Source organism: Pseudomonas sp. yb_9 (assembly GCF_043103635.1).
GTDB classification, from domain to species: domain Bacteria; phylum Pseudomonadota; class Gammaproteobacteria; order Pseudomonadales; family Pseudomonadaceae; genus Aquipseudomonas; species Aquipseudomonas monteilii.
This window is the reverse complement of the sequence record NZ_JBICKA010000052.1, coordinates 12,623-33,284: the sequence shown is the minus strand read 5'-3', so window position 1 is coordinate 33,284 and position 20,662 is coordinate 12,623. Positions and strand designations below refer to the sequence as shown.

15 protein-coding genes and 4 pseudogenes are annotated in these 20,662 nt (G+C 61.6%); 7 read left to right on the top strand and 12 right to left on the bottom strand.

What is annotated here, in order from left to right:
* Positions 1 to 13 precede the first annotated feature (13 nt).
* From ACF8MI_RS15025 to ACF8MI_RS14990, 8 genes are all read right to left on the bottom strand, one after another.
* Entirely contained in the window at positions 14 to 2,212 is a 2,199-nt protein-coding gene (locus ACF8MI_RS15025; RefSeq protein WP_060500087.1) for a xanthine dehydrogenase family protein molybdopterin-binding subunit, read from the bottom strand.
* Complete coding sequence (locus tag ACF8MI_RS15020; protein ID WP_060500088.1) at positions 2,209 to 3,210, bottom strand: xanthine dehydrogenase family protein subunit M; 1,002 nt, start codon at positions 3,208 to 3,210, stop codon at positions 2,209 to 2,211. Before ACF8MI_RS15020 ends, ACF8MI_RS15025 begins: the two co-directional genes overlap by 4 nt.
* Positions 3,207 to 3,734 carry a (2Fe-2S)-binding protein gene (locus ACF8MI_RS15015; protein WP_060500089.1) on the bottom strand — a complete coding sequence of 176 codons (528 nt, stop codon included), beginning with the start codon at positions 3,732 to 3,734 and terminating at the stop codon, positions 3,207 to 3,209. Before ACF8MI_RS15015 ends, ACF8MI_RS15020 begins: the two co-directional genes overlap by 4 nt.
* Before the next feature lie 98 nt (positions 3,735 to 3,832).
* Complete coding sequence (locus ACF8MI_RS15010) at positions 3,833 to 5,620, bottom strand: thiamine pyrophosphate-requiring protein (protein ID WP_200928498.1); 1,788 nt, start codon at positions 5,618 to 5,620, stop codon at positions 3,833 to 3,835.
* 174 nt (positions 5,621 to 5,794) lie between these two features.
* Positions 5,795 to 6,175 (bottom strand): hypothetical protein, encoded by a 381-nt coding sequence (locus ACF8MI_RS15005; protein ID WP_060500091.1) that lies wholly within the window; start codon positions 6,173 to 6,175, stop codon positions 5,795 to 5,797.
* A 1,281-nt stretch (positions 6,176 to 7,456) separates the two neighbouring features.
* Entirely contained in the window at positions 7,457 to 8,827 is a 1,371-nt protein-coding gene (gene chrA / locus ACF8MI_RS15000; RefSeq protein ID WP_200928497.1) for a chromate efflux transporter, read from the bottom strand.
* Positions 8,820 to 9,761, bottom strand: a complete 942-nt coding sequence (locus ACF8MI_RS14995; RefSeq protein WP_156342175.1) for a chromate resistance protein ChrB domain-containing protein — start codon at positions 9,759 to 9,761, stop codon at positions 8,820 to 8,822. Before ACF8MI_RS14995 ends, chrA begins: the two co-directional genes overlap by 8 nt.
* Before the next feature lie 159 nt (positions 9,762 to 9,920).
* Entirely contained in the window at positions 9,921 to 10,961 is a 1,041-nt protein-coding gene (locus tag ACF8MI_RS14990; protein WP_233458178.1) for a sensor histidine kinase KdpD, read from the bottom strand.
* A 259-nt stretch (positions 10,962 to 11,220) separates the two neighbouring features.
* Here ACF8MI_RS14990 and ACF8MI_RS14985 point away from each other — a divergent pair.
* Positions 11,221 to 11,331, top strand: a pseudogene (locus ACF8MI_RS14985) (alcohol dehydrogenase); the annotation flags it as partial.
* Here ACF8MI_RS14985 and ACF8MI_RS14980 read toward each other — a convergent pair.
* From ACF8MI_RS14980 to ACF8MI_RS14970, 3 genes and pseudogenes are all read right to left on the bottom strand, one after another.
* Positions 11,320 to 11,613 (bottom strand): annotated as a pseudogene (locus ACF8MI_RS14980) (DUF421 domain-containing protein); the annotation flags it as partial. The pseudogenes ACF8MI_RS14985 and ACF8MI_RS14980 sit on opposite strands and share 12 nt — an antisense overlap.
* Before the next feature lie 9 nt (positions 11,614 to 11,622).
* A pseudogene (locus ACF8MI_RS14975) lies at positions 11,623 to 11,871 on the bottom strand (hypothetical protein); the annotation flags it as partial.
* Positions 11,872 to 12,013: 142 nt separating this feature from the next.
* On the bottom strand, positions 12,014 to 12,871 hold the full coding sequence (locus ACF8MI_RS14970; RefSeq protein ID WP_156866720.1) for a glucose 1-dehydrogenase: 858 nt from the start codon (positions 12,869 to 12,871) through the stop codon (positions 12,014 to 12,016).
* 196 nt (positions 12,872 to 13,067) lie between these two features.
* Here ACF8MI_RS14970 and ACF8MI_RS14965 point away from each other — a divergent pair.
* The 4 genes and pseudogenes from ACF8MI_RS14965 to tcuB form a co-directional block, all read left to right on the top strand.
* Positions 13,068 to 13,271, top strand: a pseudogene (locus ACF8MI_RS14965) (hypothetical protein); the annotation flags it as partial.
* A 107-nt stretch (positions 13,272 to 13,378) separates the two neighbouring features.
* Positions 13,379 to 14,299 carry a LysR family transcriptional regulator gene (locus tag ACF8MI_RS14960; RefSeq protein ID WP_104834889.1) on the top strand — a complete coding sequence of 307 codons (921 nt, stop codon included), beginning with the start codon at positions 13,379 to 13,381 and terminating at the stop codon, positions 14,297 to 14,299.
* 148 nt (positions 14,300 to 14,447) lie between these two features.
* The gene (gene tcuA / locus ACF8MI_RS14955) at positions 14,448 to 15,902 is read left to right on the top strand and encodes an FAD-dependent tricarballylate dehydrogenase TcuA (RefSeq protein ID WP_156866718.1); all 1,455 of its coding nucleotides are present in this window, start codon (positions 14,448 to 14,450) and stop codon (positions 15,900 to 15,902) included.
* Positions 15,883 to 17,064, top strand: coding sequence for a tricarballylate utilization 4Fe-4S protein TcuB (gene tcuB, locus ACF8MI_RS14950; RefSeq protein WP_223624749.1), 1,182 nt, complete (start codon positions 15,883 to 15,885; stop codon positions 17,062 to 17,064). The genes tcuA and tcuB overlap by 20 nt, the downstream gene beginning before the upstream one ends.
* Before the next feature lie 60 nt (positions 17,065 to 17,124).
* On the opposite strand, the gene ACF8MI_RS14945 is transcribed toward tcuB, so the two are convergent.
* Positions 17,125 to 18,018: a LysR family transcriptional regulator gene (locus ACF8MI_RS14945; protein WP_013972231.1), complete on the bottom strand. Its 894-nt coding sequence runs from the start codon at positions 18,016 to 18,018 to the stop codon at positions 17,125 to 17,127.
* 147 nt (positions 18,019 to 18,165) lie between these two features.
* Between ACF8MI_RS14945 and ACF8MI_RS14940 the strand changes: the two genes are divergently transcribed.
* Together ACF8MI_RS14940 and dctA are read left to right on the top strand one after the other, a co-directional pair.
* The gene (locus ACF8MI_RS14940) at positions 18,166 to 19,245 is read left to right on the top strand and encodes a 4-oxalomesaconate tautomerase (RefSeq protein ID WP_015270082.1); all 1,080 of its coding nucleotides are present in this window, start codon (positions 18,166 to 18,168) and stop codon (positions 19,243 to 19,245) included.
* Positions 19,246 to 19,318: 73 nt separating this feature from the next.
* Complete coding sequence (gene dctA / locus ACF8MI_RS14935; protein WP_060500099.1) at positions 19,319 to 20,632, top strand: C4-dicarboxylate transporter DctA; 1,314 nt, start codon at positions 19,319 to 19,321, stop codon at positions 20,630 to 20,632.
* The last annotated feature ends 30 nt before the right edge of the window (positions 20,633 to 20,662 follow it).

Here is a 20,662-nt window from a genome sequence, read left to right as displayed (position 1 = left end):
ACCTCACGCCACATCACAGCACTTTATCGAGCGTGATCGGAAACTCCCTTATACGCTTGCCTGTGGCATGGTAGACCGCGTTCGCCACCGCAGCGGCCACCCCGACGACGCCGATTTCGCCCACGCCCTTGGACCCCAGTTCGTTGACAATGTCATCGTGCTCTTCAACGAAGATCACTTCGATATCCCCGCAGTCTGCATTGACCGGGATGTGGTACTCCGCCAGGTTGTGATTGACGATGCGGCCCAACCGATGGTCGGTCAATGCGGCTTCGTGCAGTGCCATGCCCACCCCCCAAACCACGCCCCCCAGGATCTGGCTGCGTGCGGTTTTGGGGTTGATCACACGGCCTGCCGCCACAGCGCTGACCACCCGGGCTACCTTGATCGTGCCAAGGTCCTCGTCGACGTGAACTTCCACGAATACCGCCGAATGCGTGGCGGTGGAGAACGGTTGGCGCCTGGCGCCGGGCTCTGCGTCGATCTGCACTTCGAACTTACCGTTGGGGGCGCTCGCCACGATGTCCGCCAAAGCCCAGCGATGGTTGCCCGCGTGCAGGTAGCCCTCGGTGAAAACGATCTGCTGCCGGGGTGTGTTGGCCACCTGGGGGTATATGTTGCGCGCGTGTTCCAGCACCTGGGTGAGCAGGACATGGCAGGCTTGGCGCACGGCCGAGCCCACCGACGACACCGTGAACGATCCGCCCTGAAGCGGGGCGGTGGGCAGCGAGGAGTCACCCAGCATGAAGGTGACATCCTGCACCTTGACGCCAGCTGCGTCGGCGGCGATCTGAGTCATGACGGTATAGGTGCCGGTCCCGATATCGGTGGTGGCACTGCTGACGGTAAGGTGGCCCCGGGCATCGATGCGCGCCTTGGCGCTGGCCTTCATCTGCATGGCTTCCCAGACGCCGCCGGCCATCCCCCAGCCGACCAGTTGGTTGCCATTGCACATGCTGCGCGGTTGGGGAGTGCGGTTATGCCAGCCAAAACGTTCGGCACCTTGCTGGTAGCACGCCAGCAGTTCCTTGCTGGAGTAGGGCTTGCCCTCGTTGGCATTGTTGGCGGCAAAATTGCGGCGGCGCAGGTCTAACGGGTCGATCTGCGCAGCACAGGCGAGCTCATCCATGGCGCATTCCAGCGCAATCATCCCGGACGCAGCCCCAGGTGCCCGCATGTCCAGCGGGGTGTACACATCGAGCGAGGCCAGGCGATAGCTGAGCGCAACGTTGTCGCACCGGTAAAGCATGCCGCTCCATTCCACCAGGTGCTCGGTGAAGTCCTCGAAGCGGGAGGTCTGGCCAAGCGCATCGTGAGCGATCGCCAGCAAGCGCCCGTTTGCGTCTGCACCCAGGCGCAAGCGTTGCTCGGTGCGGGGCCGGTAGCCAAAGGTGAACATCTGCTGGCGGGTCAGGGTCACGCGCACAGAGCGCTTCAGGTGCAACGCCGCCATCACTGCCAGCGGCAACTGGTACTGCGGGCGCAAGCCCGAGCCGAAGGCGCCGCCGACGAATGCCGCGCGCACACGGATGTTTGCCTTGGGCAGGCCGAACACCTTGTGCAGGTAGTCCTGGCAGTTCTGCGTGCCTTGGGTCTTGTCGTGGATTTCCAGGGTGCCGTCGGCCTTGTAGTGCACGGTCGACGCATGGGGCTCCATCGGGTTGTGGTGCTCGTTGGCCGTCAGGTAGGTGGCATCCACCTGCACCGGCGCTCCGGCAAACTGCCCGGCGAAGTCGCCACGCGGCGCCGGTGTTTCAGCGGGGGCGGCATGCGATTGTCGGCATGCGCCCAGGTCTGTCTGGTGAGCCTCCTCGGCATACTTGATTTTAATCAGCGAGCCTGCATAGCGGGCCAGTTCGAGGGTTTCGGCGATCACCAGCGCCAACGGTTGCCCACTGTACAGCACTCGATCATTGAACAAGGGCCGAAAAGGCGCCCCCTCGGCAGAGTCGGCATCGCTGTAGTCGTCGTCATAACTGGAGATAGGCGGGCGATGGCCATGGTCGAGCACGGCGATTACCCCGGGCACGCGCATGGCCTGCGTGCTGTCGATGCCCAGAACCCGACCGCGGGCGATGGTACTGGACACGACGCTGCCGTGCAGCAGGCCCGTCTGGGGGTATTCGCCCGCATAGCGGGCCTGCCCGGTGACCTTCGCCACCCCGTCCACGCGGTCCAGGGGCGTGCCGACTACGGGTGTGCTTGTGATCATGGCTGTGCCCCCCCATTAGCGGCGCCGTGCGCCGCGTCATCCAGTGCCCGCACGATTGCTCGCTGGGCGAGCGTTACCTTGAAACCGTTGTGGCTCAGGGGTTGTGCACCTTGCAGCAACGTTTGCGCGGCGCGGTTGAAGAGCGCTTCAGAAGGAATCTGGCCGGCCAGCAGGCGCTCCACAGCCGGGTCCCGCCAGGGCTTGTGTGCAACGCCGCCCAGCGCCAGGCGCGCCTGCTGGATCACGTCGCCATCGAAGTTCAAGGCTGCAGCGACTGACACCAGCGCGAACGCGTAGGAAGCGCGGTCGCGTATTTTCAGATAACGGTAATGGTGTTCGAACACTGGGGGCGGCAGCTCGATGCCTGTAACCAGCTCATTGAATGCCAGTTGATTGTCGCGCTCGGGGGTGTTCCCGGGCAGGCGATGGAAATCCGCGAAAGGTATCTGCCGTTCGCCGGACGGCCCCTGGACGTGCACCACGGCTTCGAGCGCTGCCAATGCCACGCACATGTCCGAGGGGTGGGTCGCGACGCAGGCACCGCTGGCACCGAGAATGGCATGGATGCGGTTCATGCCTGTACGCGCAGGGCACCCGCTGCCCGGTTCGCGCTTGTTGCAGGGGGTGCCGGTGTCGTAGAAATAGTAGCAGCGGGTACGTTGCAACAAGTTGCCACCGGTACTGGCCATGTTCCTCAACTGCGGCGATGCCCCAGCCAGGATCGCGTCTGACAGCAGCGGATAATGCTGCTCGATCATCGGGTGCCAGGCCAGGTCGGCATTGCTCACCCGCGCACCGATCAGTACGCCGCCGCCAGGGGTGGCGTGAATACCGTCCAGCCCAAGGCCGGAGATGTCGATCAGGCGCTCGGGGCGCACCACGTTTTCCTTCATCAGGTCGACCAGGTTGGTGCCCCCGGCGATGAAGTGCGAGCAGGCGTCAGCCAGGTTCACCGCTTCGCTGACAGAAGCGGGCTTGTGGTAGCTGAAGGGCGTCATGGGTTCTGCCCTCGTTGTGCCTGGGCCCTGTCCGTCATCAAAGGCAAAGCTTCTTCCACCGCAGCGACGATGTTGCCATAGGCGCCACAGCGGCAAAGATTGCCGCTCATCTGCTCGCGAATGGCCTCGCGGGTGTCGGCACGTCCCTCGTGAACCAGCCCGACCGCAGAGCAGATCTGCCCCGGGGTGCAGTAGCCGCACTGGAACGCATCGTGGGTGATGAAGGCGCGCTGCATGGGGTGCAAAACGTCGCCGCTGGCCAGCCCTTCGATGGTCACCAGGTCGGCCCCGTCGCACATGATGGCCAAGGTCAGGCAGGCATTGACGCGCTTGCCATCGCGCAGCACCGTGCAGGCGCCGCACTGGCCATGGTCGCAGCCTTTCTTGGTGCCGACCAGGTCCAATTGCTCTCGGAGCAGGTCGAGCAAGGTGACCCAAGAGTGCACCTGCAGTGTTCGAGGTTGACCATTGAGGGTCAGATGGATGGGGTGCTCTGCAGCCCCGTTTGAAGCGATCGCGGTCATGGTAGGTCCTCACGGTCAGGGTTCGCGCAGTCTGCTGCGTCTCTGTTGTGCGACCGGGCGTGCAGATCAAACGTTCAGCCGGCTCGCCGGGGTGCCGATCACTTCTTGCCAGGCAGCACAGACCCGAGCACCTGTTTGGCTGTCTGCACGAGGATGCCCGCCTGGTCGGGGTCGCCCTTGAGCAAGGTGCTGGCAAACTTCTTCGCCTGCTCCAGCTTGATGTGGGGTGGCAGGGGTGGCACGTTCGGGTCGGTCTTGAACTCGATCAGTACGGGCCGATCAGCAGCCAGCGCACGCTCCCACGCAGCGGCAACGTCCTCTTCGCGATCTACGTAGATACCTTGCAGGCCAATGGAAATGGCAAACAGATGGTAGGGCACGTCAGGGATCGACTGCGAAGCTTCGAACTTGGGGTCGCCCTCCATGACCCGCTGCTCCCACGTCACCTGGTTGAGGTCCTCATTGTTGAACACGGCACAGATCCATTGTGGGTTGTCCCATTGCTGCCAGTACTTGGCCACGGTGATCAGTTCTGCGAGGTTGTTCATCTGCATCGCCCCATCGCCCACCAACGCAACTACAGCCCGTTGCGGGTGGGCGAATTTGGCTGCAATCGCATAGGGCACGGCGGCGCCCATGCAAGCCAGGCCGCCGGACAGCGAACACTGCATACCCTGGCGAATCTGCAGGTCGCGGGCAAACCAGTTGGCACAGGAGCCGGAGTCGCTGGTAATGATGGCGTGGTCCGGCAGGCGAGGGGACAGCTCATGGACCACGCGTTGCGGGTTGATCGGGTCAGCCTTGACCAGCGCGCGCTTAGCCACGGTCTTGTCCCACTGCGCGCGCCAGGTTTCTACCTTGTCGCGCCAGCGCCGGTCGGTCTTGTGCTCAAGCAACAGCAGCAGTGCGCGCAATGTTTCGCTGGCGTCGCCCACCAGGTTGACCTCCATCGGGTAGCGCAGGCTGAGCATGTCGGGTTGCAGGTCGATCTGCACGCCTCGTGCCTGGCCTTCCTTGGGCAGAAACTCGGAATAGGGAAAGCCGGAGCCGATCATCAGCAAGGTGTCGCATTCGGTCATCAGCTGATAACTGGGCTCGGTGCCGAGCAGGCCGATCGACCCGGTGACCCATGGGAGGTCGTCCGGCAGCACAGCCTTGCCCAGCAGCGCTTTGGCCACCCCGGCGCCGAGTTTTTCGGCAGTTGCAATGACCTGCTCTGTCGCCTGCAGTGCGCCGGCACCCACCAGTATCGCCACCTTGTGCCCGGCATTGAGCACCTCGGCGGCGCGCTGCAGGTCTTCGTCGAACGGCAACACCCTGGGCTTGCTGTAGCCGATGCCGGAATGCACCGTACCGTGGGCCCTCGGAGGTTCGTTGTAGGGCAGGTCCTGCAGGTCGTTGGGCAGGATGATGGCGGTGACGCGGCGTTCGCCGACAGCCGTACGCACTGCACGGTCAAGCAGGTGGCGCACCTGCTCCGGTGTCGATGCCTGCTGAACGAACGCACCGGCGACGTCCTTGAACATCGACAGCAAGTCCAGCTCTTGCTGGTAATGCCCGCCCAATGCCGCCCGGGCCTGTTGACCGATGATGGCCAGCACTGGCTGGTGGTCCATGCGTGCATCGTACAGGCCGGTGAGCAGGTGCGAGGCGCCCGGGCCGGATGTCGCCATGCAGACACCGAGCTCACCGGTGAACTTGGCATGGGCGCTGGCCATGAAAGCGGCCATTTCCTCATGGCGGGCCTGAATGAATTCAATCTTGCCGTTGGCCCGGCTCAGCGCGCCGAACACGCCATTGATGCCGTCGCCGGGGTAACCGAAGATGCGCCGTACGCCCCATTGATACAAACGCTCTACCAGAAAGTCGCCTACCGTGCCGGTCATTGCCTGCTCCCGTTCTGTTATCGATAGGCGTCTGGACTTGGCACGTGCCGGGAAAGTTTCAACGGTATGCGCAGCGGTCTGGCAGCTGGAGTCTGGTAAATGCCGACAGGCTCGAAGGTGAACCAATAACCCACAAAAATGCTGTGGGCCTTGCACTGCGCCAAAAGTTTCCCGTCACCCCAGTTTATGCAGGGCTTCTACCAGTTGAGCCTTGTTCATGGTCGAACGCCCTTTGAGATTTTTGCTGCGCGCCTCCTTCATCAGGCTTTCCTTGCTTTGCGATTCCAGCGACGCGCGCGAGGTGCGTGAATGCCCCTGACGAGACTCGGCGGCGCGCTTGGCTGAATCCGTGCGTGCGGTCTTCTTCTCGCGCGACGGCGTCTTGCTGCCCGAGCCTCCCGGCTTTTCACCGCCACCGGATTGTTTGTTCACGGTGGCCCAGGCGCGCGCTTCGGCTTCGTCCTTGCCCACGCCCTTGTCCTCGTACGATTGCTCGATGTGCTCGGCCTTGCGTTTCTGTTTGTCCGTATACTTGTCCTTGTCACCGCGTGGCATGGCATTGACTCCTGAGTGAGTTGCTTGATCAATGGCGAAACTGAAACGCCGGGCCATGGATGGGAGATCCACGGCCATTCCACCTAGCTGCCCGATCCTGCGCCTGATCCACTACCGGTTGAGCCACCGCTACCACTCGCCGGACCTGCACCGCTACCGTCCCCTCCGTTACCGCCGGCGCCTGAGTCAGTATCGGTACCGTCACCTCCCGTGTTGTCCGTTCCATTGTCATGGGTACCGCCATTACCCGTGCCCATGCCATCGGCAGGTGTTCCTGAACCTGTCGCACCGCCTTGGCCGTTCATGTGCCCATTGCCGTGCGGTTGCGTGCCCGGGGCGCGTTGATCGTTCAGGTCGGTGGCGGCCAGGGCAAGTGGCGCCGCGCAACCCAGGTACATTGCGAGCAGCAGCGCGTATGTTTTATCTGCCTTCATGGTGAAACTCCGGTTCTGGTTGTTCACCCAATGTTCGGCCTGCCGTCTACCGAAGGGTGCCCTCAGCGCGACGGAAGGTTCTGGTGCAAAGCGGATGAACAAACGCCACTTGTCTGGTCGCGGGCACCCGTGGGCCACGCGCGCTTCTCACGTTTAGTTGCAGATACCATCTGCCTCTGAACGGAGAAAGGACATGGACATTGATGCAAACGAAGATGAACCCTCCCACGGTCCCGGGACCAAAGCGGTTGAGGTGCCACTGCCGCCAGATGAAGAGTCACCCATCGAAGAACAGATGAATGATGTGGATACAAACAACTCAGTGTCCAGTGAGCATCCAAATCCTGGCGGTGCGAACAGTCGGTTGGGTATGCCCCGGGATGCTCAACTGAACGAAGGGGCTCAGGTACCTGACGGCCCGCCCATACCTGATGGTCCGGGTTCCAGTCCCGGCCCTGCCAATGACAAGGAAAACCAGCGCTCCCCTGGAGTACCGGCTAGCGACCCTGAATCAGGGGCGTGAGGCCTTAAACGATGGCACCTCAATGGATATCTCAGTACATCTTTCGCGCAAGGTGATACGCAGATATTCATAGAGGTGTATGTCGCCAGTGCCCAGGATGCTCGGCGGTCTCGACACCTTCGGCAGTTACCGTCATACCCATTGCGTTGCCAAGATTGATGATGGCCTGGACCACGCTACACGGTTGGCGTACCGGGATACTCGGCCGACATCACGACACCAAGACTCACACCCACTTGAACACTATGCCCCTCGACTTGTATGGGGCGTCTGACGTGGTTGATCGACCGACACTGGCAGCATTACTTGGCACCTCCGCTGGTTTCATGCCCGCCACAGGTGAACTGCCAGGCCGGCCAGGGCGCAAGCGAACAGCACTTCGATCACGCCCCGCTTGAAGCGGAACAAAGCAATCGCAGCTGCAGCCGCAATAGCCGCGCAAGGCCAGTCAAACGTTCCGCCAAAGCCTTTCGGCCAAAGCACGTGGAAGCCGAAGAACAGGGCAAGGTTCAGGATCACGCCCACTACTGCGGCCGTGATCCCTGTCAGCGGTGCGGTAAATTTGATCGCGTTGTGGGTCGACTCTACCAACGGGCCGCCGATGAGAATGAACAGGAAAGACGGCAAAAAGGTGAACCAGGTGACGAGGCTCGCCGTGACAGCGCCAGCAAGGAATGGGTGTTCGCTCCCGAACATCGGATAGACGTAGCCACCTATAAAGCCGACGAAGGCAACCACCATGATCAGTGGCCCCGGTGTGGTTTCCCCCAAGGCGAGACCATCGATCATCTGGGTGGGTGTCAGCCACCCGTAGTGCCCTACAGCGCCCTGGTAGACATAGGGCAATACCGCGTATGCACCGCCAAAAGTCAACAGTGCGGCCTTGGTGAAGAACCAGCCCATCTGCGTCAGGGTGCCGTCCCAGCCAAATGACAGCGTCAACAACCCCATTGGCAGTATCCACAGGCCTGCACCGACCAGCAGCAACCTTACCAGATGCCCAAAGCTGAAACGGGCATGCTCGGGGGTTGGCGTGTCTTCATCGATCACAGCCGGGCCAACGCTGTTCTTCGCGGCCGCGTGATTGCCGCCGATGACAAACGTGCGTGGAGCGAAGCGACCACCCACATAGCCGATGATGGCGGCCATCAGCACGATCAGTGGGAACGGCACATTGTAGGCGAAGATGGCTACGAACGAGGCGCCGGCCATGGCCCACAGCCAGCCATTCTTCAGGGCCCGTGAACCTATCCGGTGGGCGGCGTGGACGACAATGGCCGTGACCGCTGGCTTGATCCCATAGAAGATCCCAGCGACTACCGGTACCTCGCCAAAGGCGATGTAGACCCACGACAAACCGATCAGGATGAACAGCGAAGGCAGCACGAACAACGCGCCGGCAATTACCCCGCCCCAAGTGCGGTGCATCAGCCAGCCGATGTAGGTGGCCAGCTGCTGAGCTTCAGGGCCAGGCAACAACATGCAGTAGTTCAGGGCGTGCAGAAACCGCTTTTCGCTGATCCACCGCCGGCGCTCAACCAGCTCCTGGTGCATGATCGAGATCTGCCCGGCGGGCCCGCCAAAGCTGATGAAGCCCAACTTGAGCCAGAACAGGAAGGCTTCATAGAGGCTAATCGGCTGCAGCGTCGCTTGCGATGGCGGCTGCTTGCTCACTGCAGAGGGGGTCTCAGCCATTTGGGGTTTCCTCAATCGCGAAAGCCGTCAGCAGGCCATCAAAGATGCCTCCGGCGACCAGTGTCAGTTGATCGTCATCGCCGATGCGCTCTCTAAGGCCGGCGAGGACACGCTCGATACCGGGTGCTTCGGAAGGTTGGTACCCCCCAACATCCAGGTAGTGGATAACACCTGCCAGGCGTGCCAATCCTGGCTGCTGAACGGCAAAGCTTTCAATGAGGGTTTCGAAGGAAACACGCTGGCCAACGTGGCTGAACATGGCCCCATCAAAATCGAAGCCGAGCGCATCGCTTGGGCAATCACCTGGACTGTCCAGCCAAATGAATCGGGCGTCGGGATCGATGAAGCGACGGATCAGCCAGGCACATGCCAACCGGTCTACCCATGGGCGCTTTCGCGTTGCCCATCGGCGACCTTGGTATTCGCTGCGCTCCAGCTGGGTGATGGCCTCATCGTGTGCCCTCGGCTCATCGGGGGACAGTGCACTGCTAATCGAGGTCTCAAGCGCCTGCAGGGCCGAGTCGGTTTGTGCCTTGAGCACGCCTGGGAAGAAGTCGATCGCCGCCAACTGGCCGAAAGCCTTCCTGAGCTTGCGCACCTGCCGGGCTATCTGAAGTGCATTATCCAGGGACAGGTCAGCCCGCCAGCCTGCAATTTCCTCCAGCAGCTTTTCGTACTCATCGCTTCTGTCGAATAGCCCGCTGAAACGCTCCTCGCGCTCAGACAGCGACAGCAGATATGCCGTGCCGTTGATGGCCATCACATCTCGCTGCACGGCTTGAAACGCTTCACGGCCCACGCTTTTTTCAGGCAGCAGGTATACGCCATCCCGCAAAACTGCCGCACCAGAGGCCTTCAGGGTTCTCCAGGCGCGCATTCGCTCGGTAGCGTTCGCCGTGGGCAAACCAAGGATCAAAAGCGACCAATCAAGCATGTAGAGATCTCAACATAAAATGTTTATATTTCTACATTAGGTAAGATCCATGGAAAAGCAATGACTGACAAGCTTATGGGGCCCATGCAGATGATGTGTGTTGCGCAACAAACAAGGTGGATGCTACGAGGGTGACGTAGACGTTGCTGCTGTTAGCGACTATCCGTCGTCGGCCGGATTATGAGGTAGCCGTATCGTAAAAGTGGTTCCGCACGGCGCATTTGAAATGACGGTGATCGTGCCCCCATGCGCCGCGGTGATTTGACGGACGATGAACAGGCCGAGCCCCACCGACCGTACCGGGTCATCACGGTCGCTGGCGCGAGTCATGGGTTCGAACAGCTTGGGAATCAACGACTCGGGAATGCAACGGCCATGGTTATGCACGCCAATGAGCGCCGCGCCATCTGTCAGCTCGGTAGTCAGGGTGACGGGGTGCTGCGGATCGCCGTAGGCGACGCTGTTGGCCACCAGGTTGCCAATCATCAGTTGCAAACGGTCCGGATCGAGCTCGACCGAGCCAACGCTTCGGGAAAGATGACGGATGGGGGCGTGGGCGAAGGCTACCCTGAGTTCACTCACGCACTGGTCCACGGTTTTCAACAGGTCCACTGAGCGCCGACGAATGGCGATACCCTGGTCGATGCGCATCGAGGCGAAGTCGAGCAGGTCGGCGATCATGCGTTGCGCGCGTTCGCAGGAGCTGTTGATGCTACCGAGTAAGCGCCGCTCCTTGTCGCTGCGCTCACCGCGCTCCAGCAGCTGTGCGGCCATCCTGATCGCGGTCAACGGGTTTTTCAGATCATGGCTGGCAACGGCCACCATCTGTTCGGCAAAAGCCGCGCGTCTTTGGGCGTCCTTGTAAGCGGCTGCCAATTCGCCCTCGGCCTCTTTCAACGCGGCCTCGGCGGCGGTTTTCTGGGTCAGCAGCGCTTCGGCACGGCGACGCGCGGCGAGCAACTCGCGTTCATAGCGATCTCGCTCGATCGTGCCAAACAATGCCAGCTCGTAATACACGCCTTCAGGCCACACGCGGCGAACTCCGTTGAGCAGCATGGTGATGACATGGCCCTGGCTGTGCAGCAGATCGAGCTTAACTTCCGCGACCGAACCCTGCATTTTCATCAACGGCGCCCAGTGCGTCTGATGAAAAATCCGACCGCCAACGGTGAGCAGATCCTGGAAGCGCCTTTGCAGCAATTTCCAAACCCTGCCAACCCCACGACCTTGCGCGCAGGGTGAGGCAAGTCCTCGATGGCCCGACCGGCGTGGGGTGAGGTTGCGAGGCTGTCCTGCCTCTGGGCTTGACAGTCTAGGCGTGTTTGCAACGCCCGTAGCAACGTTGATTAGCGCCACTGATCCGGCTCAAGACGTGACGCATTGAACACTCTAACCTGAGTGAACGCCTGAACAGGGTAGGGCAACTTTTCTGTCGCCCCTCACTTTCAGGGAGTTCAACATGAAAGCAATTGTGTACAACGGCCCACGTGACGTAGCGGTCAAGGATGTGCCGGATGCAAAAATCGAAAAGCCTACGGATGTGCTGGTACGCATCACGACGACCAACATCGACAACCAGGGTAGCGTGCCCATCCAGAAACCTGGCCAAGGACCTGGAGTTCAACTTCGCGAGTGAAAGGCCGACGTCCAGAACGATCAGCGTGGCAATCACCAGCATGGCATTGGTGAATGAAAAATCGTCACCCAGAAGCGCCTGCTGGGTGGCTTCCCCTATGATCAGCAGCAACACGAAGTCGAAGGTCGTCAAATCGGCCAGCGAGCGCCGCCCGGCTATGCGAAACAGCAGCATGAGGGCGACGTACATTCCGGCTGCGCGGAGGATCGAGTCCATGACGCACTCCTAGGGGTAAAGGAATGTGGAGAAGTGAACGGCGCTTTCAGGGCCAGCCCTGACGCTGCACTCCAGCGTCCCCACGTGCTCACTGCGAAGGGTCAGGTACAGGGTGGCGACCCCATCGTGCTGGGTACCCAGCTGGAACAGCATGGCTTGGCCATGCGACATCGCCCGTTGCGGCTCCGGTTGTAACGTCTCGATACTGGCGTCACGGAGCAATGGTCCCTCGAGTTGCAGCTCCACCGGCTGACAGGGCGCCTTGGCGCATGACCTCAGACCGCTCGCCGAAGAAACGTTGAGTGCGCGTGAAAACGGCAACGGGTTCGCCGGCAAAAGCACAAACGCTGAAACTGCCACGTAAAAGGGGAGGCTCGCCAGCACGGCGAGCCTCTTTTGGCTATAGGATCGGTTTGCCACCGGTCACTGCGTAACGTGAGCCACTGATGTAACTGGCCTCGTCCGAGCCCAGCAGCACGTAGATCGGCGCGACCTCCACCGGTTGACCGGGGCGCCCCATCGGGTAGCTGGAACCAAAGTTCTTGACTGCCTCGTCTGGCATGGTTGCCGGAATCAAAGGCGTCCAGATAGGGCCTGGCGCGACGCTGTTTACCCTGATGCCTTTCTTGCCTAGCAACTGAGCCAAACCAGCGGTGAAGTTGGCAATGGCCCCTTTGGTCGCGGCATAGGCCAGCAGGCTGGGAGATGGATCGTCGGAATTGACCGAGCTGGTATTGATGATCGAACTGCCCTTGGTCATGGAAGGCAGTGCCGCCTGGCAAATACGGAAGATGGCGGTGATATTGGTATCGAAGGTCTTCACCCATTCATCATCGTCGATCTCTTCCAGGGTTTCGTGGGCCATCTGGAACGCCGCGTTGTTGACCAGGATGTCGATGCGCCCGAACTGGCTGACGGTCTTTTCGACGATGTCGTAGCAGTGCTGTTTTTGCGCCAGGTCTCCGGGCAACAGCAGGCATTGACGGCCTGCGGCCTCGACCCAGCGCGCGGTTTCTTGCGCGTCTTCATGCTCATTCAGATAAGCGATGGCGACGTCGGCGCCTTCACGGGCGTAGGCAATCGCTACTGCCCGCCCGATGCCGCTGTCTGCTCCGGTGATGAGTGCAATCTTGCCTTCGAGTCGATTGTGGCCGGTATACGACTGCTCACCACAATCCGGGTAGGGCTCCATCTTGCGCTGTGAACCGGGGACATTTTGAGGCTGCGAAGGGAAGGGCGGGGTTGGGAAGTCTCGCATGGTAGAAGCTCCTGCAGTTGAGAACGTTCATACCGGTTCGAAAGGCCTGGCCTCCGCATGTTGGTTTCAATCTGCGGTTGGTACGACGAGCGGTGCGGGCTATCAGTCCAATTGAATTCCAAGCCCCATTGCCTGCGCTACCGAACTCAGCTCCAGGCTCATCCCGTAGCTCGGAGCCCAATTTCCGGAGTAGCGAGTGCCTCGAATCATTACGCCAGCAACCCCTGAGCACGAGATCAGCGAACACAATGCCAGGATGTTCGGCCCTCCCAAGGAGCGTCTGGATTTTTACCGGCGTGAAATCCAGTACGAAACCAGCATCCTGGCCAACCGCACGGATGCTTACCTGGCGACGCAGTCGTTTCTGGTCATTGCCTTCGTCTCCTCCATGGGGAACCTCAAGAGTGGCGCGATCTTCGTCTGGAGGCTGAGAGCGGTAGCAGGGACGATTGAGTGCAAATAAGTCTAACATGGTCAAGGCTCCCCCCATCGTTGAAAGAGATTCGCATGGAGTTACGTCAGCTTCGCTATTTCCTGAGTGTTCTGGAGTACGGCAGTCTTGGCCGGGCGGCGGTCGAGCTCGGGGTCGGCGCCTCCGCACTGAGCCAGCAACTGTCGAAGCTGGAGAGCGAGGTGAGTACCCGGCTTTTGACGCGTTCGAGCTCCGGCGTAGCGCCGACCGCGGCCGGACTGGCCTTCGAATACCATGCGCGTCTTGCGCTTCGTCAGGCGGAACATGCTGTGCTGGCAGCTCAAAGTGGCCGCATGAGCGGCTATGCCAGCGTGGGGCTGGCTCCGACCACGGCTTCGATTCTTGGCCTTGCTTTGATCGACAGGATGCGAGAGCGCTATCCCGATATCCGTCTGCACCTGGTGGAGATGCTGTCTGGTTATCTGATGAACCAGCTCAATGCCAGGCACCTTGACCTGGCGGTGCTGTTCCAGGCAGAGACGGGGCCGCGCCTGGAGGTGCGGGGGCTGCTGACGGAACGGCTGTTCGTGCTGGTTCCCGCACCGCTGGTCAAGGACGGCTGGGGCGAGTCGCTCACGTTGCAACAGATCGCGACGTTGCCGTTGGTGATGCCCAGTAACCAGCATGGATTGCGCACGACGTTGCGCTCGATTTTCGAGCGGGCAGGGCTGGAGGCCAGCATCGTCATGGAAGTCGATGGCCTGTCGCTGTTGATGGATTGCGTGTGTGCGGGCCATGCCGCCACCATCCAACCTGGCGCGACAGTGGCCCGGGCGCATCAGGCGGGCCTGCGCGTGTTTGCTGTCGACGAAGCCCTGGCGCAGCGTCGCAATGTGATTGTCAGCCTGACTGATGACGAGCTCTCACCGGCGGCGCTGGCTACGCGGATCGTACTGCAGGACGTTGCCCGGGAGCTGGTGGAGCAGGGCCGATGGCCAGGCGCACGGCTGCTTTGACCCAGGCGCCGGGTGCGCTTGTTCCGACCCTTTAGAAAAACTGAATGCCCCCCCTCGACCATCGCGTTTCGCGGTCTGCGGGCGCTCATTAAAGTCCCCGGTCACGAGGAGCAGCCGAACATTCGGCTCTTCGTGATCTGGAGGCGAAATGATCGATGTGCTAGTCATCGGAGGGGGCAATGCCGCCCTCTGTGCCGCGCTAATGGCGCGAGAGGCCGGAGCCAGCGTGCTACTGCTCGAGGCCGCACCCCGCGCCTGGCGTGGTGGCAACTCACAACACACGCGCAACCTGAGGTGCATGCATGATGGACCGCAGGATGTGCTGGTCGAGGCGTACCCGGAAGAAGAATTCTGGCAGGACCTGCTGAAGGTTACCGGTGGCCAGACCGACGAAAAGCTTGCGCGGCTGGTGATTCGCGCGTCCTCCAGTTGTCGCGGGTGGATGCGCCGCCATGGCGTGCATTTTCAGCCCTCATTGTCGGGTGCGCTGCACACAGCAAGGACCAACGCCTTCTTCATGGGCGGCGGCAAGGCACTGGTCAATGCCTACTTTCGCAGCGCCGAAAACCTTGGCGTACAGATACGCTACGACACGCCAGTAGCCGACATCGAACTGCAGGGCGGACGCTTCGTCGCGGCCCATGTGCCGGCGCGTGAGGTTCAGGGGCGACACCTGCCTGCCGAGCGCATCGAGGCGCGTACCTGTGTGCTTGCCGCCGGCGGCTTCGAGTCCAACCGTGAGTGGTTGCGCGAGGCGTGGGGGCAGAACGAGCGAGGCGAGTGGCCTTCGGACAATTTCCTGATCCGTGGCACGCGCTTCAATGACGGGGTGCTGTTGCGCCGCATGATCGAACAGGGCGCCGACACGATTGGCGACCCGACCCAGGCGCACATGGTGGCGATCGATGCTCGTGCGCCGTTGTACGACGGCGGCATTTGCACGCGCATCGATTGTGTGTCGCTGGGCGTGGTGGTCAACCGCGATGGCCAGCGCTTCTACGATGAAGGCGAGGACTTCTGGCCCAAGCGCTATGCCATTTGGGGGCGCTTGGTGGCGCATCAGCCTGGGCAGGTGGGGTTCTCTATCATCGACCAGAAAGCCCTCGGGCGGTTCATGCCACCGGTTTTTCCAGGCGCCACTGCCGATAGCCTGGAGGCGTTGGCCAGTCTGCTCGGTTTGCCTGTGCAGGCCTTCCTCGAAACCGTGCATGCCTACAACCGAGCCTGCCAGGAGGGCACTTTCGACCACACCCGGCTGGACGACTGCCACACCGCAGGCCTGGAGCCGGCGAAGAGCCACTGGGCGCGCCCGATTGATACGCCGCCTTACTACGGCTACCCGCTGCGCCCTGGCGTGACTTTCACCTACCTGGGGCTGCGCACCGATGAAACCGCCGCCGTCCATTTCGACGGGCGTCCCAGCCCGAACCTGTTCGTTGCCGGTGAAATGATGGCGGGCAATGTGCTGGGCAAGGGCTACACCGCAGGCGTCGGCATGTCCATCGGCACCGCCTTCGGCCGTATCGCCGGGACCAGCGCTGCTGCAGCGGCGGGTTACGAACATCCAGAAAAAGAGAACAGCCATGACTGCGCAACTGCCTGAGCCACGCCAGCCTGACACCGCCGGGCCGGCCCTCGAACTGATCCCGGTGTTGAACGTCGAGGAGCAGGAAGTGGACCGGCAAATGCGGATCTGCAATGCCTGCCGTTACTGCGAGGGCTTTTGCGCCGTTTTCCCGGCGATGACCCGCAGGCTGGAGTTCGGCAAGGCTGATATCCATTATCTGGCCAACCTATGCCACAACTGCGGCGCCTGCCTGCATGCCTGCCAGTACGCGCAGCCCCACGAATTCGCGGTGAACGTGCCCCAGGCGATGGCCAAGGTGCGCGGGCAGACATACGCCGAGTACGCCTGGCCGGCCCCCTTCGGGCGGCTGTATCGGTACAACGGCACCTATATCGCCACTGCTTTGGCCGTCGCCTTGTCGCTGTTCTTGCTGCTGACCTTGTACGTCAACGGCACGCTGCTGCCCGGGCGGTTGGCGGGGAACTTCTATGCGGTCTTTCCGCACAACGCTCTGGCGCTGATGTTCGGCAGTGTCTTTGCAGCTGCAGGTGTGGCCCTGGCGGTGGCAGTACGACGTTTCTGGCGCTCGGTCTCGCCTGCCGAGGCGCTGGGGCAACCGGCCAAAGGGGCAGTGCTCGAGGCATCAAGCGCAGCGTTGACCCTGAAATACCTAGACGGCGGACATGGCCAAGGTTGCAACAATGCCGATGATCGCTACACGCTCTGGCGCCGGCGCTTCCATCACATCACCTTCTACGGCTTCATGTTGTGCTTGGCCGCCACGGTGGTCGCCACCGGTTATCACTACCTGCTGGGCCAGCAGGCGCCGTACCCGCTGCTGAGTGCACCGGTGTTGCTCGGAACACTCGGCGGTATTGGCTTGATCGTCGGGCCGGCCGGGCTGTTGGCGCTGAACCTGCGCAGGGCGCCGGAGCAGGGCGATGTTGCCCAGCGGCCCATGGACCGGGCGTTCATCCTGCTTCTGCTGCTGGTCAGCACCACTGGCCTTGCGTTGCTGGGGCTGCGTGATACCGCAGCGATGGCGATCCTGCTGGCGATCCATTTGGGCACTGTGATGGCGCTATTCGTCACGCTGCCCTACGGCAAGTTCGCTCATGGCCTGTTCCGCAGCGCGGCACTGCTGAAGTTCGCGATCGAGAAACGCCGGCCCAACGAACTGGGCCTGGGAGGGGAGTGAACCATGGGCGCAGCCGGTTTTTCCCCTGTGCCGCTCCGCGCGAAACGCAAGGCGTTTCGCTCACCGGTTGGGCCACTTATCCAGCAAGATCGACACGAACTTCTCTGCAGCTGGCGACAGCGATGCCCCTCGGCGATAGACCAATCCCAGGGTGCGGGTGACCTGGGGTTCGATCAGCGGCACGCTGACCAGCGTCGGGTGGTCGGCGCTGGGCATGGCCAGGCTGGGCATGGCCGACACGCCCAGCCCGGCCTCGACCATGCCCAGCGAGGTAGACAGGTGCTGAACCTCATAGAACCACTTGGGCCGCAGGTTGAGACCGGACAGGGCGTGGTCCAGCAGCATCCGGTTACCGCTAAGCCGGCCTACGCCGATCAGGCGGTAGTCGGCCAGTTCTGTCCAGGTGACGGCCTCGCGGTTCGCCAGCTTGTGGTCCCTGCGGCAGGCCAGGACGAAATGTTCCTGTACCAGGGAGACGAACTCGATGTCCGGGTGCTGGCCGCTCATCATGTTGATGCCGAAATCTGCTTCACCCCGCAGCACGGCCTCAAGCCCGTCGTTGGCGCTGAGGTCCAGCAGACGAATGCGGATCTTGGGGTATTGCTCGTTGTAGTCGCGGATCACCGACGGCAGGAAATAGAACGCCGCGGTCGGGATGCAGGCGAGGGTGACCTGGCCGGTCTGTCGTTCGGCGAGTTCGCGAATGCTCAGAATCGAGTCCTCAAAGTCATCCAGCAGGCGCCTGGCCTTCGGCAGGAAGTCACGGCCGACACTGGTCAGGCTGACGCGACGGGTAGTGCGTTCCAGCAACGAAGTGCCCAAGCCTTCCTCGAGCTTCTTAATCCGTCGGCTCAAGGCGGGCTGGGACAGGTGCAGCGCTTCTGCGGCCTCGTGGAAGCTGCCGAGTTCGGCGATTTTCACGAAAGATCGTATGTCTTGCAGCTCATATTCCATCTCGGATCGCTCTTGGCATTGGGTTCGGTATTGATGCTCAAATCGGAACAATAACTACAATATTTGCATTGGATTGATTTATCCATCCCTGTCAATCTTTTGCCCACAGCATCAATGATGTCCATTGATCAACAAGAGTGCGAAATCATGCAACGAATTCCTTGCGTACTCATGCGCGGTGGCACCTCCAAGGGCCCCTTTTTCCATGCATGGGACCTTCCTGCCAATGTGGTCGAACGCGACGAATTGCTGATCAACCTGATGGGTTCCGGGCATGAACTGGAAATCGACGGCATCGGTGGCGGTAGCCCGCAGACCAGCAAGGTAGCGATTGTCAGCCCCTCGCTGCATGCCGACGCCGACGTCGACTACCTGTTCGTGCAGGTCATGGTCGCCCAGCGCCGGGTCGATACCGCGCCCAACTGCGGCAACATGCTGTGCGCCGTTGGCCCGTTCGCCATCGAGCAAGGTCTTGTCAAAGGCCAGGACGGCAAGACGCTGGTGCGTATTCGCAACCTAAACACCGGCACTTTCGTCAATTCGCTGGTGGAAACCCCCGGCGGCATCGTGCGCTATGAAGGCCGCACGGCGATCGATGGCGTACCGGGCACTGCCGCCCCGGTACACCTGACCTTCCTCGATGCGGTCGGCAGCAAGACCGGCAAACTGTTCCCGACTGGCAAGGCCAAGGATGTGATCGACGGCGTTGCGGTCACCTGCATCGACATGGCCATGCCGATGATGGTCGTGGAGGCCAGCCAGCTGGGCGTCACCGGCTCGGAATCCCCGGCCGAACTCGACGCCAACGGCGAACTGCTCGAGCGCCTCGAGGCGTTGCGCCTGAAGGCCGGCAAGGCCATGGGCCTGGGTGATGTCAGCGGCATGGTCATCCCCAAACCTGTGCTGGTGTCCAAGCCCCGTTATGACGGCACGTTGCAGGTTCGCTACTTTATGCCGCACAACTGCCACCGCGCCTTGGCCATCACCGGAGCGATAGGGCTGGCGACTGCCTGCGTCAGCCCAGGTACGGTGATCGGCGATCTGCTGGGCGAGGGCGCCGTGCAGTTGACTGAAGTGCGTCTGGAACATCCAAGCGGCGGTATCGATGTCGCTCTGTCGCGCAGTGGCGCCGATGGCAAGACGATTCAGGCCTCTGTGGTGCGAACTGCCCGGCGGTTGTTCTCAGGCTTCGTTTACGCGCCTACATTCCGCAGGTTGGCGGGGTAGGCCCAGGCGGTAGTCCAGACCTGTACATTCGCAACAAGCGCATCCGCACAATTTCAACAATGGGTGATGCCTCATGAGACTCGCCAAATCGCTGTACTTCCAGATCCTCTGCGCCGTCCTGCTGGGCGTGGTGGTCGGTCACTTCTGGGCGCAACAGGCTGTTGCGCTCAAGCCTCTGGGTGATGCGTTCATCAAGCTGATCAAGATGATGATCGCGCCGGTGGTCTTCTGCACCATCGTCACCGGTATCGCCGGGATGACCGACAAGCGCTCCCTCGGGCGTTTGATGAGCAAGACCTTGCTGCTGTTCCTGGTATTGACTGTCATCAGCCTGATGATCGGCCTGGCAGCGGTATACCTGTTCCGCCCTGGTGTCGGCATGAACATCGACCCTGCCACGCTCAGCACTGCGGGGCTCGGCCAGTACGCCGCATCTGCGGCGAAGCTCAGCGTGGTCGACTTCTTCATGCACATCATTCCCGACACGTTCATCGGGGCGTTCAACAAGGGTGAAGTGTTGCCGGTGCTGTTCATCGCGGTGCTCAGCGGCTTCGCCTTGTCTTCGATGGGCGAGAAGGGCAAGCCGGTACTCGATGTGCTGGAGTCTGCCTCGACCATGGTGTTTCGCATCTTTGGCTACCTGATGCGTTTCGCACCGGTTGGCGCCTTCGGTGCCCTGGCCTTCACCGTCGGGCAGTATGGCGTGACGTCCCTGGGGGCACTGGCCAAGCTGGTAGGTACGCTCTACATCGCCTGTGCGTTTTTCGTGCTGGTGGTGCTTGGCGGCATCTGCCGTGCCCATGGCTTCAGCTTGTGGAAGCTGCTGCGCTATTTCCGCGAGGAGTTTCTGGTGGTGCTCGGCACCTCGTCCACCGAGCCTGTACTGCCGCGCATGCTGGAAAAGCTGGAGAAACTGGGCTGCAAGAAAGGTGTGGTCGGGCTGGTACTGCCAACCGGTTACTCCTTCAACCTCGACGGTACTGCCATCTACCTGTCGTTGGCGGCGGTCTTCATCGCTCAAGCTTGCAACATCGATCTGAGCCTTGGCCAGACGGTGACGATGCTGGCGATCATGCTGTTGTCGTCAAAAGGCGCGGCGGGTGTGACCGGTAGTGGTTTCGTTGCGCTGGCTTCGACCTTGACCGTCATTCACGACATCCCGCTGGCAGGGCTTGCCTTGCTGATCGGCATCGATCGCTTCATGTCCGAGGCGCGTGCCCTGACCAGCCTGGCCAGCAATGCCGTGGCCACGGTGGTCATCTCGCTGTCGGAGAATGCCTGTGAGCGGGATACCTTGCTGCGCCGCCTGAACGGCATTCCGGCTGCACCGGACGAGGCGGATATTGCGCAGGCCGACTGGTCTGCCGAGCCTCGACATCACGGTTGAACAGCCTCTTCACCTTCCATAGTTGACTTA

Coding starts and splice junctions, on each gene's coding strand:
- ACF8MI_RS15025 (WP_060500087.1), bottom strand. CDS start 2,212: ATGATCACAAGCACACCCGTAGTCGGCACGCCCCTGGACCGCGTGGAC.
- ACF8MI_RS14970 (WP_156866720.1), bottom strand. CDS start 12,871: ATGCGAGACTTCCCAACCCCGCCCTTCCCTTCGCAGCCTCAAAATGTC.
- tcuB (WP_223624749.1), top strand. CDS start 15,883: ATGACTGCGCAACTGCCTGAGCCACGCCAGCCTGACACCGCCGGGCCG.
- ACF8MI_RS14940 (WP_015270082.1), top strand. CDS start 18,166: ATGCAACGAATTCCTTGCGTACTCATGCGCGGTGGCACCTCCAAGGGC.
- chrA (WP_200928497.1), bottom strand. CDS start 8,827: ATGGCTGAGACCCCCTCTGCAGTGAGCAAGCAGCCGCCATCGCAAGCG.
- tcuA (WP_156866718.1), top strand. CDS start 14,448: ATGATCGATGTGCTAGTCATCGGAGGGGGCAATGCCGCCCTCTGTGCC.
- ACF8MI_RS15020 (WP_060500088.1), bottom strand. CDS start 3,210: ATGACGCCCTTCAGCTACCACAAGCCCGCTTCTGTCAGCGAAGCGGTG.
- ACF8MI_RS15005 (WP_060500091.1), bottom strand. CDS start 6,175: ATGCCACGCGGTGACAAGGACAAGTATACGGACAAACAGAAACGCAAG.
- ACF8MI_RS14995 (WP_156342175.1), bottom strand. CDS start 9,761: ATGCTTGATTGGTCGCTTTTGATCCTTGGTTTGCCCACGGCGAACGCT.
- dctA (WP_060500099.1), top strand. CDS start 19,319: ATGAGACTCGCCAAATCGCTGTACTTCCAGATCCTCTGCGCCGTCCTG.
- ACF8MI_RS15010 (WP_200928498.1), bottom strand. CDS start 5,620: ATGACCGGCACGGTAGGCGACTTTCTGGTAGAGCGTTTGTATCAATGG.
- ACF8MI_RS14945 (WP_013972231.1), bottom strand. CDS start 18,018: ATGGAATATGAGCTGCAAGACATACGATCTTTCGTGAAAATCGCCGAA.
- ACF8MI_RS14960 (WP_104834889.1), top strand. CDS start 13,379: ATGGAGTTACGTCAGCTTCGCTATTTCCTGAGTGTTCTGGAGTACGGC.
- ACF8MI_RS15015 (WP_060500089.1), bottom strand. CDS start 3,734: ATGACCGCGATCGCTTCAAACGGGGCTGCAGAGCACCCCATCCATCTG.